The following is an 18,944-nucleotide window of genomic DNA, read 5'->3' on the forward strand; positions in this document are numbered from 1 at the left end:
TTATGTTTAGCATCTTTATCAAAAGACCGGTCATGGCGATCGTGTTATCGCTCAGTTTCCTGTTCATGGGCTTTTTGGCAATCCGCACGTTGCCGGTTTCGCAGTTTCCCGATATCGCCCCGCCGCGCGTGACCATTTCCTTGTCCTTCCCTGGCTCCAGCGCCGACGTGTTGGTTAAATCCTCGCTAATTACCATCGAACGGGCCATCAACGGCGTGCCGGGCATGAAATACATCGTCTCCGACGCGACCAGCGCCGGCGAGGCGACGATCCAGGTCTTGTTCGAACTGGGCGTCGATCCGAATATTGCGATGGTCAACGTCAAAACCCGCGTAGACCAAGTGATGAGCCGGCTGCCGAATCTGGTACGACTGGAAGGCGTGGTGGTCAACTTCGTCCAGCCCAGCATGCTGATGTACGTCAACCTGTACAGCAAGGATAAGAACGCCGACCAGAAATTCTTGTTCAATTACGCTTACGTCAACGTGATACCGGAAATCCAGCGCATCTACGGTATCGCCCAGGCGCAAATCCTCGGCGCCCGGCAGTATGCGATGCGGATTTGGTTGAACCCGGACCGGATGCGCGCGTATAGCGTTTCGACCGAAGAAGTGATGGACGCCATCGCCAAGCAAAGCATCATCGGCCGCCCCGGCCGGATCGGCCAAAGTACCGGCATGGCGGCGCAATCCAAGGAATACGTATTGATTTACCAGGGCTGGTACAACACGCCGGAGCAATACGCCGACATCATCATCCGCGCCAACTCGGAAGGCGAAATCCTGCGCTTGAAGGACATCGCCAAAGTCGACTTGGACAGCGAGTTTTACAACATCTATTCGGACAAAGACTCCTTCCCGTCCGCGTCCATCGTTCTCAAGCAAAACTACGGCACCAATGCCACCAAAGTCATCGAAGACGTCAAAGCCAAGTTGGAGGAATTGAAAAAATCCTTCCCGGAAGGCATGGATTACGAGATCAACTACGACGTGTCGCGTTTCGTCGAAGCCTCTATCCACAAGGTCTTGCATACCCTCGGCGAAGCCTTCGTGCTGGTCACCCTGGTGGTATTCCTGTTCCTCGGCGACTGGCGCTCGACCTTGATTCCGATTCTGGCGGTGCCGGTGTCGCTGATCGGCTCGTTTGCGGTGATGTCGGCCTTCGGTTTGTCCATCAACTTGATCACGCTATTCGCGTTGGTGTTGGCGATTGGCGTCGTCGTTGACGACGCTATCGTCGTGGTCGAGGCGGTACACGCCAAAATGGAAGCCGAACATCTCAGCCCCTATGCCGCTTCGCGGCAGGTATTAGGCGAAATCGGCGGCGCCATCGTCGCTATCACCTTGGTCATGGTGTCGGTATTCGTACCTATCGCCTTTATGAACGGCCCGGTCGGCGTGTTTTACCGGCAGTTTTCGATTGCGATGGCCTCGTCCATCATTATCTCCGCCGTCGTCGCCTTGTCGTTGGCGCCGGTGTTGTGCGCGATGATCTTGAAAAACACTCACGGCCAGCCGAAGCGCAAAACCCCGATTGCGCTGTTTATCGACGGATTCAACTATCTGTTCGAAAAAGTTACCGGCCACTACGTTAAATTGCTGGATGTCGTGGTTACCCGCCGCATCGTCACGATCGCGGTCCTGGTTGCATTCAGTTTCGGGATTTTTACTGTCGATAAGACTTTGCCGGCCGGCTTCATTCCCGGCGAAGACCAGGGCATGATCTACGCGATTATCCAAACTCCGCCCGGCTCGACTATCGAAGTCACCAATAAAGTGGCGCGGCAACTGGAAGAAGTCGCCGAGAAAATCGACGGCGTGCAGTCGGTATCGTCGTTGGCCGGCTACGAGGTATTGACCGAAGGCCGCGGTTCCAACGCCGGTACCTGCATCATCAATCTAAAGGATTGGACCCAGCGCAAGGTCTCGGTGGAGGACGTGATTCGCCAATTAGAGGAAAAAACCCACGATTTCGGTGCGGTGATCGAATTCTTCCAACCGCCGGCCGTGCCTGGCTACGGCGCCGCGTCGGGCCTGGCCTTCCGCTTGTTGGATAAGACCACTGGCACCGATTATTTCCAGTTCGACAAACTGAATCAGGAGTTCATGGCCGCGTTGCGCAAACGCCCGGAATTGACCGGCTTGTTCACCTTTTATGCCGCCAACTACCCGCAATACGAGTTGAAAATAGACAACAAATTGGCGATGCAAAAAGGCGTGAATATCGATAAGGCCATGGAAAATCTGGACATCATGATCGGCAGCACCTACGAGCAGGGCTTCATCCGCTTCAATAACTTTTTCAAAGTCTACGTGCAAGCCTTGCCGGAGTTCCGCCGCTTCCCGACCGACGTCTTGAACTATTACGTCAAAAACGACGCCGGCGAAATGGTGCCCTACTCGGCTTTTATGACCGTGCAACCGCAGCAAGGTCCGAACGAGCTGACCCGCTACAACCTGTACAACTCGGCGGCGATCCGCGCCGAACCGGCGCCCGGTTACACCAGCGGCGATGCCATCAACGCCATCAAGGAAGTGGCCAAGACGACTTTGCCCCAGGGATTCGATGTGGCCTGGGAAGGCTTGTCCTTCGACGAAGCGGCGCGCGGAAACGAAGCGCTGGTGATTTTCGCCGTGGTCCTGGTGTTTGTGTACCTGGTGTTGGCGGCCCAATACGAGAGCTTCGTATTGCCGCTGGTCGTGATCTGTTCGTTGCCGGCAGGCATCTTCGGCTCGTTTTTACTGCTGAAGACCATGGGCTTGGCCAACGACGTCTATTCCCAAGTCGGTTTGGTGATGTTGGTCGGCTTACTCGGTAAGAACGCGGTGTTGATCGTCGAATACGCGGTACAGCGCCAGGAACAAGGCTTGTCGGTGCGGGAAGCGGCCATCGAAGCCGCCAAGGCACGGTTCCGGCCGATTCTGATGACCTCGTTCGCCTTCATCGCCGGTCTGGTGCCGCTGGCCTTCGCTACCGGCGCCGGCGCGGTCGGCAACCGCACCATCGGCACCTCGGCGTTGGGCGGCATGCTGTTCGGCACCGTGTTCGGCGTCGTGCTAATTCCAGGCTTGTATTACATCTTCGCCAAACTGATCGAAGGCAAACGCATGATCAAGGACGAAGACGTCAATCCGTTCACCGAAACCTATCATTACGGTACCCAAGATGTCGAAGAATAAAGCGAATGTTTTGATAGCGGCGGCCGTCGCGGCGGCTATGTTGCAAGCCTGCGGCATTCCGGACATGACCAAGAAAACCGCGGATACGCAGTTGCCAGAGCAATTCAAACCCGGCGTAAACGAGCAGACCAGTTCCGCGACCGTGAAATGGCAGGATTTCTTCGACGATCCGCAGCTGCGCAGCTTGATCGATACCGCTGTTGCCAATAACAAGGAAATCAACATCATGGCGCAACGGATCAGCATCGCCGAAAACGAAATCCAGGCGCGTAAAGGGGAATATATGCCCTTCGTCAAACTCGGCGCCTCGGCCGGCGGCGAGAAGACCGCGCAATACACCCGCAACGGCGCGGTCGAGGACAATCTGAACATCGCCAAGGGCCAACCGTTTCCTGCCTTCCTCGGCGATTACCAGTTCGGTTTGTTCTCGACTTGGGAAATCGACATTTGGAAAAAGCTCAGGAACGCGACCCAGGTGGCGGTCTACGAATACATGGCATCCGGCGAAGGCCGTAATTTCTTGGTAACCAACTTGGTCGCCGAGGTCGCGCATGCCTATTACGAGTTGATCGCCTTGGACAACCAGCTGGAAAACTTGCGGCAAAACATCGCGCTACAGCAAAACGGCTTGCAGGTGGTCAGGCAGTTACAAACCTTCGCCAGAACCACGGCACTGGCAGTCAAGCGTTACGAAGCCGAGGTCGCAAAAAACCAGGCCCGGCAATACGAAATCGAACAACAGATAACCGTGGTCGAGAATCGGATCAATACGCTGCTCGGCAGAACGCCGCAACCGATAGCGCGCGCATCGGCCGGCTTCATGGACATCAAACCCAAGGTCTTGAGCGCTGGCGTGCCGTCGGAGTTATTGCAAAATCGGCCCGACATTCGCAAGGCCGAACTGGAATTAAAGGCCGCCGATCTGAACATCGACGTCGCTAGGGCCAATTTCTACCCGTCGTTCGGCATCAAGGCCGGCGTCGGCTTTCAGGCGTTTGCGCTGAAATACCTGATCAACACGCCGGAATCGTTGGCGGCGATGGTGGCCGGCGAACTGGCGGCGCCGTTGGTCAACAAAAACGCGATTACGGCCGACTACAAAAACGCCAACGCCAAGCAAGTGCAGGCGGCCTACGAATACGAGCAAAGCATCATCAACGCTTACGCCGAAGTCGCCAATCAAATATCCAATATCGACAACCTGGACAAAAACTACCAGCTAAAACGCCAGCAAGTCGATGCGCTGGTGAAATCGATCGAAGTTGCCAACCAGTTGTTTATCTCGGCTCGAGCGGACTATTTGGAGGTGTTGTTGACCCAGCGCGACGCGTTGGAAGCCAAGAAAGAACTGATCGAAACCAAGCAAAAACAAATCAGCGCGATGGTCGCGCTTTACAAAGCGCTGGGCGGCGGCTGGCTATAGCGCAGTTGCGGCCGATTTAAGGACACTTCTCTCTTCTATCCCACCTTCAATTGCAGAATCGCATGTACGGCCGGACTCAGTCTCCCGGCCGCCAACCGCGTTTTGCCCGACAAACGGCGGCTCTGCCCCTATTTTAAACGCATAAAAAATGCCGCCGGCGACTTGATTCGCTGGGGATATGTGAAATACTTCACAGCAGTACGCGCATTGGCTCCGGTTTGAGTTACCGGCGATCCGGTTGAACAGAACGGATTTGCTGCAACACCGCACTGGAAAGCCGTTCAGTCGACGAGCGCCCGAACCGGCCCGGCCCGATGTTGTAGGGCGGCGAATTTCGGGGCGGCCGTCGGCAAACCGGCCGCCACCGGGTAACCCGCCAACCGATGCGCAGGCCAAGCCGTTTGGCTGCAAACCAACCGCTATGGCGCCGCCGACAATAATTAGAAAACAGCGTTCATCAACCATGCAATCGGAAGTTCTCGCCTGTCTCAGTAAAATCCCGTTTCTGTCCGGCATGCCGGACGAAGCGCTCGCCGCGTTGGCCTCGCGCGCCAAGGTCGTTAAATTTGCCAAAAAAGCCCTGATTATTTCCGAGGGCGACGATACCAGTTCGATGTACATCGTGCTGGCCGGCAAAGTCCGCGTATTCAGCAGTAACGACAAGGACAAAGAGGTGACCTTGTTGATCCAGGAAGCCGGCTCCTACTTCGGCGAATTGGCTCTGCTCAGCAACGAACCGCGTTCCGCCGGCGTCGAAGCCATGGACAAGACGGTTTGCGGCGTGATTGGCAAGGCCGACTTCATCCACTGGCTGAAACAATACCCGGATGCCGCCATCGAGCTATTGGGCGTGTTGGCGGAAAAAGTCCGTGCCTTAACCGAGAAAGTCAAACAGATGGCGCTATCCAACGTCTACGAACGCACCATCAAAATTCTGCAGGACATGGCCGACAAAGAAGGCGACATCTACGTAATCCACAACCGGCCAACCCAGCAGGAACTGGCGACCATGGTCGGTTCGTCGCGGGAGATGATCAACAAGGTAATGAAGGAATTGACCAAGGGCGGCTACGTCAGCGTCGACGACAAAACCCTGCGCATTCTGCACACTCCACCGGCATCCTGGTAAGCGACCGAGCCGCCGATCCGACGCGCCGATGTGCGGCCAAAAACCGCGCCAAAAGCAAACAACCATAGTCCTCGCAAGTTAATTATTACCTTGCTAATGTGACCACTTCGACTATATTGCAAAGAAAACGCCACCCTGGAGAAGTAATGCGTTGTCTTGTGATTTGGCTCATGTTTTTATTTTCGCAACTGTGTTCAGCGGATACGGACGCAGCAGCGGCATGCAGCCAAACGGCATCGGCCACTTTAGTCTCGCTGCAAGGCAGCCTGTATTTCGACCCCGACGGCCACGGCCGCTGGCATGCGGCGCAATTGAACCAAGCGCTTTGCGAGGGCAGCCGCATCCGGGTCGAAGCGGACAGCCGCGCCACGTTATTGTTGCCTAGCGGCATTACCTTGCGCCTGAGCGGCGGCTCCGTGTTGTCGCTGAATAAGATCGGCCAGCAAGACCCGACGCTGCTGGATTTGGTCAAAGGCTTCGTCCACTTCATCAGCCGCACGCCAAAGCAATTGCAGATTACGACGCCGGTGGCGAACGCCGGTCCGGAAGGTACCGAATTTGCGCTGCAAGCCGATGCTGCCAGCGCCTCGTTGTGGGTCTACGAAGGCGGCGTGCGTTTTTTCAATGCCTACGGCGAACTGCGCCTGCAGCCCGGCGAATCGGGACAGACCCTGCTCGGCCAAGCTCCGCGGGCGCAAATCGACATCAAGCCGCGCGACGCGGTGAATTGGGCCTTGTACTACCCGCCCTTGCTGAATTATCCGGAACCGGCCCAAGCCGCCGATCCCGACTTGCGTGCGGCTATTGCGGAATTCCGCCGCGGCCGCACCGATCTGGCGCTGACCGCCTTGGCCGCCCTGCCGCCGGAGCGGCAATCCCTGCAGTATCTTAAAATCCGCGGCGCAATGCGGCTCAGCGTCGGCCAAACCGAAACCGCGCTACAGGATATCCAGACGCTGCTGGCCGCCAACCCGGGCGATGCCGACGCCTTGGCCTTGCAATCGATTCTGGCGCTGAGCCAAAACCGCAAAGCCGAAGCCGATGCGCTAGCCAAGCAAGCCGTTGCCGCCGATAGCGGTTCGGCCGCAGCCCATTCGGCCCTGTCCTACGTACAACAAGGCCAATTCGATTTGGAACAAGCTCTGGCATCGGCGGAACGAGCCGCCGCATTGGCGCCGCAAGACGCGCTGGTATGGGCGCGGCTGGCCGAGTTGAGACTGGCGCTGGGCCGGCGCCACGAAAGCCGCGATGCCGCCGCCAAGGCATTTCAACTCGATCCGAACCTGGAACGCACGCAGACCGTAGCCGGTTTCTCGCAACTGTTCGATACCGAAATCGACCAAGCCCGCCGTAGCTTCGAAACCGCAATCCGCCTGGATTCCAGCTCGCCGCTAGCGCGGCTGGGCCTGGGGCTGGCGAAAATCCGCGGCGGCGACCTGGAACAGGGCCGGCGGGAACTGGAAATCGCCGCGGTGCTGGACCCGGAAAACTCGTTGATCCGCAGCTACTTAGGCAAAGCCTATTATGAAGAACGCCGCGACCGGCTGGCCGCCGACCAACTCGAGCTGGCCAAGGAACGCGACCCGAACGATCCAACCCCGTATTTCTACGACGCCATCCGCAAACAAACCACCAACCGGCCGGTCGAGGCCTTGGCGGATATGCAACGTGCTGTGGAATTGAACGACAAACGCGGAGTTTACCGATCCAAATTACTGTTGGACGAAGACGCTGCGGCCCGTAGCGCGAATTTGGCCAGAATATACAACGACTTGGGTTTTGGAAGAGTGGCGTTGAAACAAGCCTGGAATGCGCTGGGCTACAATTCGGCCGACCCGACCGCTCACCGCTATCTGGCCGACGCTTACCAAGGTTTGGCCGGCCAGAGGGTAGCCAGAGCCAGCGAGTTGTTGCAAGCTCAATTGTTGCAGCCGATCAACATCACCCCGGTGCAACCGCAACTGACCAACGAAAACATCGGCATTTTGAATAACACCGGCCCCGGCAGCCTATCGGTCAACGAATACGATCCGCTTTACACCGCCAACGGTGCGCACATCGTCTTGAACGGCGCCTACGGTAGCCGCGACACCAAGACCGACAGCGCCATCGTTTCCGGGGTTTACGACAACCTGTCGATGAGCCTGGGCCAATTCCATTACCAAACCGACGGTTTTCGCCAAAACGACGACTACCAGCAAAACATCTACGATGCGTTTGCCCAGTATGCTTTCAATCGGGACATCAACGTACAGATCGAGTTGAAATCTGAAAATGTCAGAGCGGGCGACGTGCCAATGCGTTTAAACGGGTCTCATGATGAAACCCTCAGACAGTTCATAAAGCAAGACACTGCTCGGATCGGAAGCCACTATAGAATCGATGCTGAACAAGATGTCATCGCATCCGCTTTTTACACTTCGCGGAGAGATGTAACGACCAGTCAAATCACTTATATCGATTCGTTGGATGATCTAAATAGCTTTATCCGGGACTTTTCAACCGGAACCGAAAGCGAAGGCTATCAAACGGAATTACAATATTTATTCCACCCTGAAAATTTCGACCTAACCGCTGGCTTCGGGTATCTAAATATGGAAAACCGATTCAAATTTAGCGACGACATAAACTTTTTTGCCCCTCCACCTTTTCTAATAAACGCATCCACCCGACAACTGGCGGACACCGATCATTTCAATGGTTACATTTATTCGCGGAACCAATTGATTCCTGGGGTTGTGACTACTTTGGGTATAAGCTTCGATTCGGTGAATAATCAAATCAGCAGTTTCGATTCCCTTCGACAATTTTCAGACGGCACTTCCGAGGCTTTCCAACCATTTCCAAACCTGGTCAAACGCCAACAATTTAATCCAAAGTTCGGTATCACTTGGACCCCCTCAGAAAATTTGACGTTACGCGGTGCAGCGTTCAGGACACTAAACCGTAGATTGGCCGCAAACCAGACTATAGAACCCACCCAGATCGCTGGATTCAACCAATTTTTTGACGAAAACAACAGTGCAGACGCTTGGCGCTACGGTTTCGGAATTGACTACCGAGCTGCAAAGAACGTTTTTTTAGGCGGGGAAGTCAGTTGGCGCGATAGTAACCAACCGTTTGTAAGCAGAGGCATTGTCTCAAACCAAGCTCGAAACGAGTCTTCTCATCTGGCTTATGCCTACTGGACTGTTGCCGAATGGGCAGCACTCAAGACGGAGTACCGCTACGAAACAATCGACCGCAGTTTTGTTGCCGGCAGTGCATCTACCAATTTTCCGCAGAGTATAGGCACTCACTTAATACCGATTTCTTTGAATTTATTCCATTCGAGCGGTTTGTTCGGCAAAATAAGCGGCACATACGTCAACCAGCATACCGCAGAAGTGACGAGTTCATTGAGTACGCCACTACGATACCGGAGCGAGGATTTTTGGACATTCGATACGTCAATCGGATATCGTTTTCCGAAAAGGTTCGGGACCATCAATTTTGAAATAAGGAATTTATTTGACAACAAATTTAATTATCAGAGTAATTTTGATGCCAGCGGACCGCAACTCAGCCCCTACGTTCCAGAAAGACAACTTTTCGTAAAGCTAAGCCTGTTTTATTAAACTATTAAGGTGAGGCGTTTTTGATAATATCGAGGAAAATAAAATGAAAAAAAAAGCTTTCCAAAAAAGCGGTTTCTTATTAGCTTTGAGCAGCACGCTAATCCTGGGCTGCACATCTCACGGAGCCATACAGCAACTACTCGATAAACGGGTAGCCCTAGCAAACGGTATCGATTTCGACACTGCTAAATTGGTAGCAGTCAATCCGGAAACAGGTGACGAAATTCCGGCTTGCATTCCAGTAGGACCAACAAAGGAAACCTCAAAAAAACCAACAACTCAAACCGACCAAGTACCGCAATGCGAAGTTGAATTGATTCTTGATGAAAAAAATCCTGCTCTTAGAACCGCGTTGGAGCTAAGCAAAAATCCTATTTCGGGAGAAATCAAGAAAAATGGGGATATCAAACCTGCCCGATTTGTGGTTACTGTAACTACTCTCTATCAAGGTTCAACATGTAACGTAGTTTATTCCGGCGGCGAACAAATCGAGAACTGCACTACCACCCCCCGCCGCCCAGGCAGATAACTCAACAACGGCGATATAGCGTCAAAGCATTTCGTACTAATCTAATTTTCCGGGTGGAAACATAGACTTGTACCACCCGGAACATGCGAATTTGCTCCCATCCACACGCCTTTCAGTTCCTGTTGCTTTGAACAGGCATCAGAAACCACATTCACCAACTTTTAGAACGACGACTGATGTCCCAATCTTGTTTCCGGGCGCTAGTAATTGGAATAATCGCGTTCTTTTGCAGTATTGTTTTCGATTGGCTCTTTGACCTGGAACTCCCCAGCCAAGACGCCCTATTCCGCCTGCGCGGACCGCTGCCGGCGCCGGAGCATGTGGTCATCGTTGCGATGGACGAAGCGTCGGAGAACCAGCGCGGCGTCGGCCAGGACTTGACGCGCTGGCGCGCCTTCCATGCCCGCCTGATTCAGCAATTGCAGCGGCAAGGCGTAAAGCTGGTCGTATTCGACCTGCAATTCATCGCCGCCAACCCGGCGGTCGATCCGGCGTTAGCGGCTGCAATGCGGGCAGCCGGCAATGTGCTGATCGGCGAATGCGTGCAGAAATTCCGCCGCGGCGCAGCCGATTTTTTCGGCCGCGAAGAATGCTCGGAAACCAACAAACAAACCGCCGTTGCCCTGGAAGGCGACACCGGCGCGGAATTGCCGGAGCAATTGGTGGCGATGCGCCAAATCCGGGCGACGCCTGAGATTGCCGCCGCGGCGTTGGACAGCGCACCGTTTTATCTGGCCAACGATGCCGAAGACAGCAAGGTGCGCGAAGTCTGGACCTTCTTCGACGCCCTGGCCGACGCGCCCAGCCTGCCGGTATTGGCCTGGACTTACACCCGGCAAGCGGCCGCCGCTTTCGCCGACAGCGGCCAATCCGGCTCCGCCTGGCTGACCGAGCGGCGCCGGGACTGCCTGGCCGCCGAAGATCGCCCGGCGCCGACCGGCCTGGGCGCCGATTTCGACAAACTGCTATGCGACGGCGACAGCCGCTACCTAAATTATTACGGCCCGCCGAAAACGCTGCGCATGGAGTCTTACGCCGACGTCTACTCCGGCAAAATCGGCGATCTACGCGACAAAGTGGTGTTCGTCGGCCGCGCCAACCGCCAGTTTTCGCCGGGTAAAACCGATTTTTTCCCGACGCCATTCTCCGACTCGCGCACCGGCAAAATGGCCGGGGTTGAGATCATGGCGACCCAATTCGCTAACCTGAGCCAAGCTGCATTCATCGAAATCCCGCTACCGTTTTGGACGGTCTCCGGCCCGTTCGGCCTGGCCGTAGCCGGGTTACTGAACAGCCGGCGCAAACGCCGCGGCCTGCTGGCCAGCGCCTTGTTGGCCGCGGGCTACGCCGGATTTGCCGTCTATGCCTTTGCCGCGTTGCGCTGGTGGCTGCCGCTGGCTGGGCCGTTATTGGTGCAACTGCCGTTGTCATGGCTGCTGGCATTGGCCTGGTCGCGTTACGACCTGATCTGCGAACGCAAACGCCTATTAAACTTCGTGCGCCAAGTGTTTCCGCAATGGGCCACGTTCGTACCGGCAGCGCCCGGCGCTTGGCACGCGGAGCGGCATTTGCCGCCTACCCGCCCGGAACGGGACGTTAGCGGCCTGTGCCTGGCTACCGATATTGCCGGTTACACGGCAATCGCCGCCCAACATTCGCCGCGGGAAATGTGGCAATTGCTGAACGCCTATTATCAGGTACTGGGCCATCCGGTGATTTCCCATCAAGGCATGATTGCCGACGTTACCGGCGACGCGATGATGGCGATCTGGTGCGAACTGCCGCCGGCCAAGCAAAAACTGCTCGCTTGTCTGGCGGCGCTGGACATGGCCGCCGCCGTGGAGGCCTTCAACCAAGCTACGCCGCTGGCGCCGTTGGCGACTCGAATCGGACTGCACCAGGGCGAGCTGACCCTGGGCCGGCTGGAGGCCGGCCGGACCAGCCATTACCGCGCCATCGGCGACACGGTCAATACCGCATCGCGGATTCAAGGCGTTAATACGCCGTTGGGAACGCGGATTCTGGCGACGGCAAGCATCGCGGCGGAACTGGAAGGCATCGTCAGCCGCCCGATCGGCAGCTTCCGCGTGATCGGCCGAAGCGAGCCGGTGGAATTGGTGGAAATCGTCGGCCGCGGCGACGCCGAACCGAATCCGGCACACAGCCGCTTTGCAGAAGGCCTCGCCGCGTTTCGTGCCGGCGATTGGGCCGAGGCAATCCGGAGCTTACAAGCCGCCTTGGAGCTTGACGCCGACGACGGCCCCAGCCGGTTTTATCTGCAAAAAGCCGTGGAGTTTCGGCGGAACCCGCCCGAACGCTGGAACGGTGTGGTCTTATTGGACGCCAAATGAACGCAGCCGCCGATTAGCTGCGCGATCAACCAACCGGCCCGAACCCGGCAAACAGGCCGCCGCCAACCGCTACGACATCACCGCCGGCGGGTTTTGCGGCAGCCTTGACGCGCAAAGCGCGGCGGTATTTTGATTGACGACCGCCTCGAAGAAGCGGTCGAACGGCACCGGTTTGCCGAACAGATAGCCCTGGAAGCAGCGGCAATTCTTATGCAACAACATATCGAACTGCTCGTCGGTTTCGACGCCTTCGGCGATGGTGTCCAGCTCCAGACTGCTCGCCATCGCCAGTACCGTACTGACAATCGCCCGGTCGTTGGCGTCGGTCACGATATCGCGTACGAACGATTGGTCGATCTTCAATTGGTCGATTGGCAAGCTTTTTAAGTAACGCAGACAAGAATATCCGGTACCGAAATCGTCCAACGAGATTTGCAGGCCCAGTTGTTTCAAGGCGGCCATGGTCGGGACGATGCCGTCGATATCGTCCAGCAACATGCTCTCGGTCAGTTCCAATTTGAGCAGGTCCGGCCGGCGGATAGCATGCCGACGTAAAGCCGCCCTAACCTGATCGACAAAATCCCGTTGCCGGAACTGGCGCGGACTGACATTGATCGACAAGGTCAATTCGCGGGCGCGCGGATGCGATTGCCACACTGCCAAATGGGCGCAGGCGGTTTCGATGACCCAGCGGCCAACCTCTATTATCAGGTCGGACTCCTCGGCAATCGGGATGAATTGGGACGGCAGCAGCAAACCTTGCTCCGGGTGGCGCCAGCGAATCAACGCCTCGGCGCCGAGCGCCGTCCCGGAAGCCAACACCTGAATCTGGTAATACAGTTCGAGCTGGCCGGCCGCTACGGCATGGCTCAAGGCACGCTCCAGTGCGGCGCGTTTTTCGATCGCAATCTGCAGCATCGGGTCGAAAAAGCACAGCGTATTGCGGCTGGTTTTCTTGGCTTGGTACATGGCGATGTCGGCCTGTTTCAACAACTCTTCGGCTTGTTGCGCCCGCGCGGCCTGATTGAACAGGCTGATGCCGATACTCGGCGTACTGCGGTGCTGGTGCTTGCCGAGCCGGTAGGGCTGGTTCAGGGTAAGCAAGATTTTGTTGGCTACCTGCTTGGCAACAGCAGCCGTTTCGACGCCCTCCGCACTCAGATTTTCCAACATTACGACAAATTCGTCGCCGCCCAGGCGGGCGACGGTATCGCCTTCCCGAACGCAAAGTTTCAGCCGTTCCGCCACTTGCAGCAATAATAAATCGCCGACATCGTGGCCCAGCGTATCGTTCAGAATTTTGAAATTGTCCAAATCCAGAAACAGCAAGGCGCCGCCCAAGCCGCTGCGGGCGCTGGCGACCAGCGCCTGTTTCAGCCGGTCCAACAGCAGGCGGCGGTTGGCCAGGCTGGTTAACGGATCGTAAAACGCCAATCGCTCGATTTTTTCCGCGGCGGCCTTGCTATGGGTGATGTCGGTATGCGCGGCGACGTAATGGGTCAGGTTGCCGGCGCTGTCTTTCACCGCGGTAATCGTAAGCAACTCCGGATAAACTTCGCCGGACTTGCGCCGGTTCCAGATCTCGCCGCTCCACGATCCGGTTTCGGCAATCGCGGTCCACATCGCCTGGTAAAACTCCGCCCCCTGCCGGCCCGATTTCAGCAGACGGGAGTTTTTGCCTATCACTTCGGCATCCTCGTAACCGGTAATGGCAGAGAACGCCCGATTGACCCGCAGGATGTCGCCGTCGGCATTGGTCACGACCATGCCCTCCTGCGATTCGAAGGCCACCGCGGCGATGCGCAATTCGGCGTCCGCTTGCTTGCGCTGCGAAATATCTCTGGACGAATTGAACAACACCGGTTTTCCGTCCAATTCCAGCGGGTAGCCGCTGACTTCGACGTGAAAAACGGAACCGTCTTTGCGCCGGTGCATGGTCTCGATTTGGTAGCGGGCCTGATTTTCGAATTGCGTCCTCAGCGCCGCAAGCAACTGGTCGGCATTTGCGAACCGGGCGTCCCAGCGGCACAGGTTCATACCGATCACTTCGTCCCGCCGATAACCCAGCATCTCGCAAAACGAATTGCTGGCTTCGATCACGTTACCTTCGGCGTTCAGGATATGGATGCCGTCGCTGGCGTTATGCAATAACGCGATATTTTTTTCGCTTTCGTTGCGAAGTTGCTTGGTTTGCCTGTCGACCTGGCGTTCGATTGCCGCGTTGCGGCCGGTGATGGCTAATAACAAGGCCTGAAACAAACTGACCAAGATCAAACTGGCCGCCAACACGGTCCAGGCCAGCAGCGAACGGTTGGCCGCCATGAATTCCCGAGTCGGATAAACAGTGGCCAACCATGTCCGGCCGTTGAACGGAATTTCGCCGCTCCAGCTAAATTCGGCCAAATCCGCTTCGGCCGGGGCACCGTAACGGTACAGCACTCGGTTGTCGGCCGGCGCACCGTTGTCTTCCAGCCTAAAAGCCAGTCCGTAAGGCAACGATGCTGCCAATTGATGCTGCAACATATCCTCGATCCGAAACACGCCGACGGCAAAGCCGCTGGGAGTTTTCGGCCCGAATGGGCCGGCCGCGGCCTGCGCAGCTTCGGCATAAACCGGATGCAGCAGCAATACCCCGCTGCTGACGCCGCTTTCCTGTACCAGGCGTAACGGCGCCGACGCGGTCAGTTCGTTACGACTGACCGCCTCGGCGATTGCGGCATGCCTCAATTCGTCCGACGCAATATCGTAACCCAGCGCCAAACGGTTCTTGTCCAGCGGCGCGATGTAGCGCACGGCGACATAAGCCTCGCGCTCGTCGGCCGGAACCAGCTTTCCCGACGCGTCTCGTTGGCTGATGCGCATGTCGGGCAAGTGCAATTCGTTCCGCATCGCCGCTTCGAAATCGGCTTTATCCCGGTAGCGAACCACCGGGTTCCAACTCAAGGCCTGCAGATCGGGATGTTCGGCAAAACTGAGCCTGGTAAAGCGCTCGAAGTCGGCAAAGGTCAAACGCGGATAGGCATAAATCAGATTGGAGATCGACTCTACCAAATCGCCGTAGGCGAGCAACTTGGCTTGCAACCGGATGTTCAGAGAGGAGCCGTAAGCGGAAATTTCCTGCTTGATCCGGTTGGTTTCGGTATGCGACACGTAAATAAAGGCGGCGACAATACCGGCGGTAATCGTCAGTGCAGGTAGCGCCACAAATTTGATCCGGGCTTGCCGGATCCGGTTTTGCCGTTGCAGTACGATCATCGCCATCGGCCCGAACAGCAAGGTGCCGATCGAATCGCCGATCCACCAGTTCCACCAGTTGAACAGTAATTCGCCGCGCGAGATTACGCCGAATCCGGCCAATGCCAGATTGGCGACCGAAGCCGAAACCAGGCAACTCAGCGGCCCGGCCAACAACAACAGCAACAGGATATGCTTATCGGTATCCAGCACGTGCCAGGCGTCTTTTAAAAAGCGTTTGACCAACGCTGCCGCGGCAAAGGCCTGCAAAACCGCGCCCGAGCCGATGGCCGCGGCCACCCAAACGCCGTCTTGGTCCAAACTCCCGTGCCGGCCGGCGACCCACAAGTTCAATGCCAGCGAACCGAAACCGACGCCGGGCAACATCCGGTATCCCGAACATAACACCGCGCCGAACGCCACACCGGCCGCCGGAAACACCGCCGATGCATAACCGGGAGCAATCGCCAGCTCCAAGCCGGCCGCCCCCAACGAAAAGTAACAGACGCTCAAAAACAAGGAGCGGCCAAGCCAAGCTAAACTCGGGAAATAACAGGGGTTTCTAGTGAGAGGCAAAGCGGATCGTGAACATTAATCGGTTAATTGCGGCGGGGTTGCGGCCCAAAGCATTCAATATTTTGTAAGTCTATGCCTACATCATACCACTCCGCTACTGACCGCAAGGGCAGATTAACCTGACAAATGTAACGGAATTTCACGAGCTAGCGTTTGCTGAGTTTGTTCGAAACGAACTAAATTGGCTATTACGGTGGCGACAGTATCTGCATAAGCGCCACGCTCGCAACAATCACTAAACAAGCCGCTCATTCTGCCGAAGCTAAAAACCTAATCGCCCACCGATATGCTTGGCAGACCAATCAAACCCGCCTCGCCAAAACCGCCTCAATCTCCGCATCCGTCAGCACGATAGGATTGGTTTGCATGCTGCTGCCGCGGGCATTGGCAACGATGTGGGGGAAGTCGGATTCGGCGATGCCGTAGGCACCGAGCCGCTCCAGTTGCAAGGTGTCGCTCCATTCGGCCAGCAGCACGATCAAGGCATCGCGGGCTTGTTGGTCGTCCAGGCCGTTTTCGCCGCTTAGCAGGCGGCCGACCTGGGCGTATTTGGCCAGCGCCGGATTGGCCGGCTCGCGGGCTTGCATGGCGCGGATGTTGACTTCGGTGGCCGCGGCGACCAGTGTGCCGCAGACCACGCCGTGCGGGATCGGGAAGAAAGCGCCGAGCGGCGAAGCCAGGCCGTGTACCGAGCCCAGGCCGACTTGGGCCAGCGTGATGCCGGACAACAGCGCCGCGTAGGCCATCGCCGCCCTGCCCTCGCCGGCATCCGGTTCTTCACCGCGCCAGGCCGCGAAGAAACCTGACTTGACCGCTTGCATGCCGCTCCAGGCCAGCGCGTCGGTGAACGGATTGGCCTTGGCCGAGACGTAGGATTCCAGCAATTGAGTCAAGGCGTCCATGCCGTCGGCGGCGATCAATGCCGGCGAGCAAGTCGCCAGCAAATCCGGGTCGAGAATGGCGTATTCCGGCACCAGGCATTCGTCGCGGAACGATTTTTTGAAGCCGTCCGGGCCTTGCACGCTGAGCACCGAATTCTTGGTGGCTTCGCTGCCGGTGCCGGCGGTGGTCGGCACGGCGATGAACGGCGTGCTGGGGCCGCGATAGGTTTTGTTGCGGCCGACGCCTTCCAGATAATCCATCACCGAATCGCCGCAGGGCAGCAAGCCGGCGATGGCCTTGGCCGCGTCCAACACGCTGCCGCCGCCGATGGCAACGACGACTTCGATGTTCTCGCTGCGGAATCGGCTGACCGTATCGTCGACCAATTGCGGCGACGGTTCGCCGGACACCGTGCAATGCCGCCATTCGACGCCATGCCCAGCCAACGCATCAATAAAACTTTGCCAACGCGGCGTACCGAAAAACGATTGCTTGCCGGTCACCAGCAAGGCCTTGCGGCCGTAGCCGGCGATCAAGGCCGGCGCTTCGTTTAAACGGCCGCGGCCGAACAAAATCCGCGGCAAGCGAGCGATGTAAAACGGTTTGAAACTTTGCATGCTCAAGCCTCCGGAAACAAGGCTTTGTAAGGCACGCCCTGGCGCGGCTGCGCCATCCAGTCGGCGACCGTGTCGCGCCAAGCCAGATAATGCGCAGTTTGTTTGTGGGCCGCGGCGTCTTCGGCCGTGGCGTAGACTTCGTACAACAGAAACTGGCTGGGATTGTCCGGCACTTGCAGGACGTCGAAGCGGCGGTTGCCGGCCTCCTGCACCGAAGCCAGATGGTTCAGGCGGGTGGCGGCGATGAAGTCGTCGATGTGTTCGGGTTTGACGTGAACGTGGACTAACGTGACGTGCATAACGATTCCTGGGCAATGGATAAGTAAACCGCGGCGTTTTGTCTCCGCCCCGGCCCCTATACGGCCATAAGCTTGGCTCAGCACTCGAAAATATAGCTGAAACGCCTTTCAATTCTTTGGCCGGGACCTCGAACCGGGTGTCCGCCAGCCGGCGGCCATCGCGGCATGGTCTCGAACTCTGACGGCTAAAAATTAAGGTCCGGATTCCTTATCGGGTTGAAAAGCCGGCAGCATAGGCGAAGCCGGCAAAGCGATGCAAGCGGCGCCGGCTAAGATTTCAGCGGCGATTTCGGGTAAAACCACATCTGGTAGACGCTCATCAGGATTTGCACGCCCATCGACAAACCCATCAAGGCACCGCTGAGCACGACGACGTAAGCGAACTCGGAAATGTGTTTGGTGACGAACCAGGACAGTACGTCCATCAACATCGCGAAAAACGGGATGACCAACGCCACCCGTTTGACGTAGATATTCATATCGCACAGCAAAAAGATTTTACCGATAAAAAACAGGATAAAGGCGATGCCGAATAAATGGATGTGCGACACCCGGACCAAGGCCGGTACCGAGGCGCCGCCTTTGTGGGCAACTTCGGCGACGCCGGCGTATTCGGTCAGGTTGGGTAGGCTGGGGTTGGCCACCGGGTTATGGCAATGGATACAATCCCGGTTCAGGATAGGCGCCACGGTTTGCTCGTAGGCCTGGCGTTCGGCACCGTCCTGTATCCATTTCAAAATCGTTTCCTTGTCGCTTTTGTACTTTAAGTTCGGCTCCATAATGCCGTTGATGGCCGCCCCCAGCCTGGACTGGGTGGTCGAACCGTGATACATGATGACGATATCGTCTATCGACAAACCGCGTTTGCCGTCCCGCCCCTGGTGGGTGTAATACAAATTGACCAGCGCCATCAAGTAACCCAGGCCTATCGTCAACAGAAATACGGTATTCAAGATTTTTTCGCTGGTGGAAATATCCCGAAAGCGCAGGTAAGTTTTAGCCATAACAATCGCCGAACAAAAAAAAGGACCAGTCGCAATGCGTACCGGTCCAGGCAGGAGCCACGAGGTTCTAAGGAAGAAACAAACCGCGGCCGCCCCCTGGGAGG

At 56.9% G+C, this 18,944-nt stretch carries 10 protein-coding genes; 6 read left to right on the top strand and 4 right to left on the bottom strand.

Translation table 11 applies throughout. The features are described from left to right. Window positions 1-2 precede the first annotated feature (2 nt). The 6 genes from VXJ35_RS14615 to VXJ35_RS14640 all read left to right on the top strand — a co-directional run bounded on the left by VXJ35_RS14615 (window position 3) and on the right by VXJ35_RS14640 (window position 12,228). A complete protein-coding gene (locus VXJ35_RS14615; protein WP_064022132.1) occupies window positions 3-3,179 on the top strand; it encodes an efflux RND transporter permease subunit in 3,177 nt (1,058 codons plus the stop codon). Next, window positions 3,166-4,602 (top strand): TolC family protein, encoded by a 1,437-nt coding sequence (locus tag VXJ35_RS14620; RefSeq protein WP_064022133.1) that lies wholly within the window; start codon window positions 3,166-3,168, stop codon window positions 4,600-4,602. Before VXJ35_RS14615 ends, VXJ35_RS14620 begins: the two co-directional genes overlap by 14 nt. Window positions 4,603-5,065: 463 nt before the next feature. Next, window positions 5,066-5,731, top strand: a complete 666-nt coding sequence (locus VXJ35_RS14625; protein WP_064022134.1) for a Crp/Fnr family transcriptional regulator — start codon at window positions 5,066-5,068, stop codon at window positions 5,729-5,731. A gap of 170 nt (window positions 5,732-5,901) precedes the next feature. Then, window positions 5,902-9,348: a FecR domain-containing protein gene (locus VXJ35_RS14630; protein ID WP_197495844.1), complete on the top strand. Its 3,447-nt coding sequence runs from the start codon at window positions 5,902-5,904 to the stop codon at window positions 9,346-9,348. 43 nt (window positions 9,349-9,391) lie between these two features. Beyond that, window positions 9,392-9,877: a hypothetical protein gene (locus VXJ35_RS14635; RefSeq protein ID WP_157198194.1), complete on the top strand. Its 486-nt coding sequence runs from the start codon at window positions 9,392-9,394 to the stop codon at window positions 9,875-9,877. A gap of 176 nt (window positions 9,878-10,053) precedes the next feature. After that, window positions 10,054-12,228 (top strand): CHASE2 domain-containing protein, encoded by a 2,175-nt coding sequence (locus tag VXJ35_RS14640; RefSeq protein ID WP_064022136.1) that lies wholly within the window; start codon window positions 10,054-10,056, stop codon window positions 12,226-12,228. 69 nt (window positions 12,229-12,297) lie between these two features. Here the strand turns inward: VXJ35_RS14640 and VXJ35_RS14645 are convergent, their stop codons facing one another. The 4 genes from VXJ35_RS14645 to VXJ35_RS14660 all read right to left on the bottom strand — a co-directional run bounded on the left by VXJ35_RS14645 (window position 12,298) and on the right by VXJ35_RS14660 (window position 18,840). Next, complete coding sequence (locus VXJ35_RS14645) at window positions 12,298-15,975, bottom strand: EAL domain-containing protein (protein WP_197495846.1); 3,678 nt, start codon at window positions 15,973-15,975, stop codon at window positions 12,298-12,300. Window positions 15,976-16,340: 365 nt separating this feature from the next. Continuing rightward, window positions 16,341-17,537, bottom strand: coding sequence for an iron-containing alcohol dehydrogenase (locus tag VXJ35_RS14650; protein WP_064022138.1), 1,197 nt, complete (start codon window positions 17,535-17,537; stop codon window positions 16,341-16,343). 2 nt (window positions 17,538-17,539) lie between these two features. Then, entirely contained in the window at window positions 17,540-17,836 is a 297-nt protein-coding gene (locus VXJ35_RS14655; protein ID WP_064022139.1) for an antibiotic biosynthesis monooxygenase, read from the bottom strand. Between the two features lie 269 nt (window positions 17,837-18,105). After that, complete coding sequence (locus tag VXJ35_RS14660; protein ID WP_054761158.1) at window positions 18,106-18,840, bottom strand: hypothetical protein; 735 nt, start codon at window positions 18,838-18,840, stop codon at window positions 18,106-18,108. Window positions 18,841-18,944: the final 104 nt, after the last annotated feature.

The organism is Methylomonas sp. DH-1 (assembly GCF_046097555.1).
GTDB lineage: Bacteria > Pseudomonadota > Gammaproteobacteria > Methylococcales > Methylomonadaceae > Methylomonas > Methylomonas koyamae.

Excerpts from the sequence above, each read along its gene's own strand:
- VXJ35_RS14635 (WP_157198194.1), top strand. The coding sequence starts at position 9,392 with ATGAAAAAAAAAGCTTTCCAAAAAAGCGGTTTCTTATTAGCTTTGAGC.
- VXJ35_RS14650 (WP_064022138.1), bottom strand. The coding sequence starts at position 17,537 with ATGCAAAGTTTCAAACCGTTTTACATCGCTCGCTTGCCGCGGATTTTG.
- VXJ35_RS14640 (WP_064022136.1), top strand. The coding sequence starts at position 10,054 with ATGTCCCAATCTTGTTTCCGGGCGCTAGTAATTGGAATAATCGCGTTC.
- VXJ35_RS14615 (WP_064022132.1), top strand. The coding sequence starts at position 3 with ATGTTTAGCATCTTTATCAAAAGACCGGTCATGGCGATCGTGTTATCG.
- VXJ35_RS14655 (WP_064022139.1), bottom strand. The coding sequence starts at position 17,836 with ATGCACGTCACGTTAGTCCACGTTCACGTCAAACCCGAACACATCGAC.
- VXJ35_RS14620 (WP_064022133.1), top strand. The coding sequence starts at position 3,166 with ATGTCGAAGAATAAAGCGAATGTTTTGATAGCGGCGGCCGTCGCGGCG.
- VXJ35_RS14625 (WP_064022134.1), top strand. The coding sequence starts at position 5,066 with ATGCAATCGGAAGTTCTCGCCTGTCTCAGTAAAATCCCGTTTCTGTCC.
- VXJ35_RS14630 (WP_197495844.1), top strand. The coding sequence starts at position 5,902 with ATGTTTTTATTTTCGCAACTGTGTTCAGCGGATACGGACGCAGCAGCG.
- VXJ35_RS14660 (WP_054761158.1), bottom strand. The coding sequence starts at position 18,840 with ATGGCTAAAACTTACCTGCGCTTTCGGGATATTTCCACCAGCGAAAAA.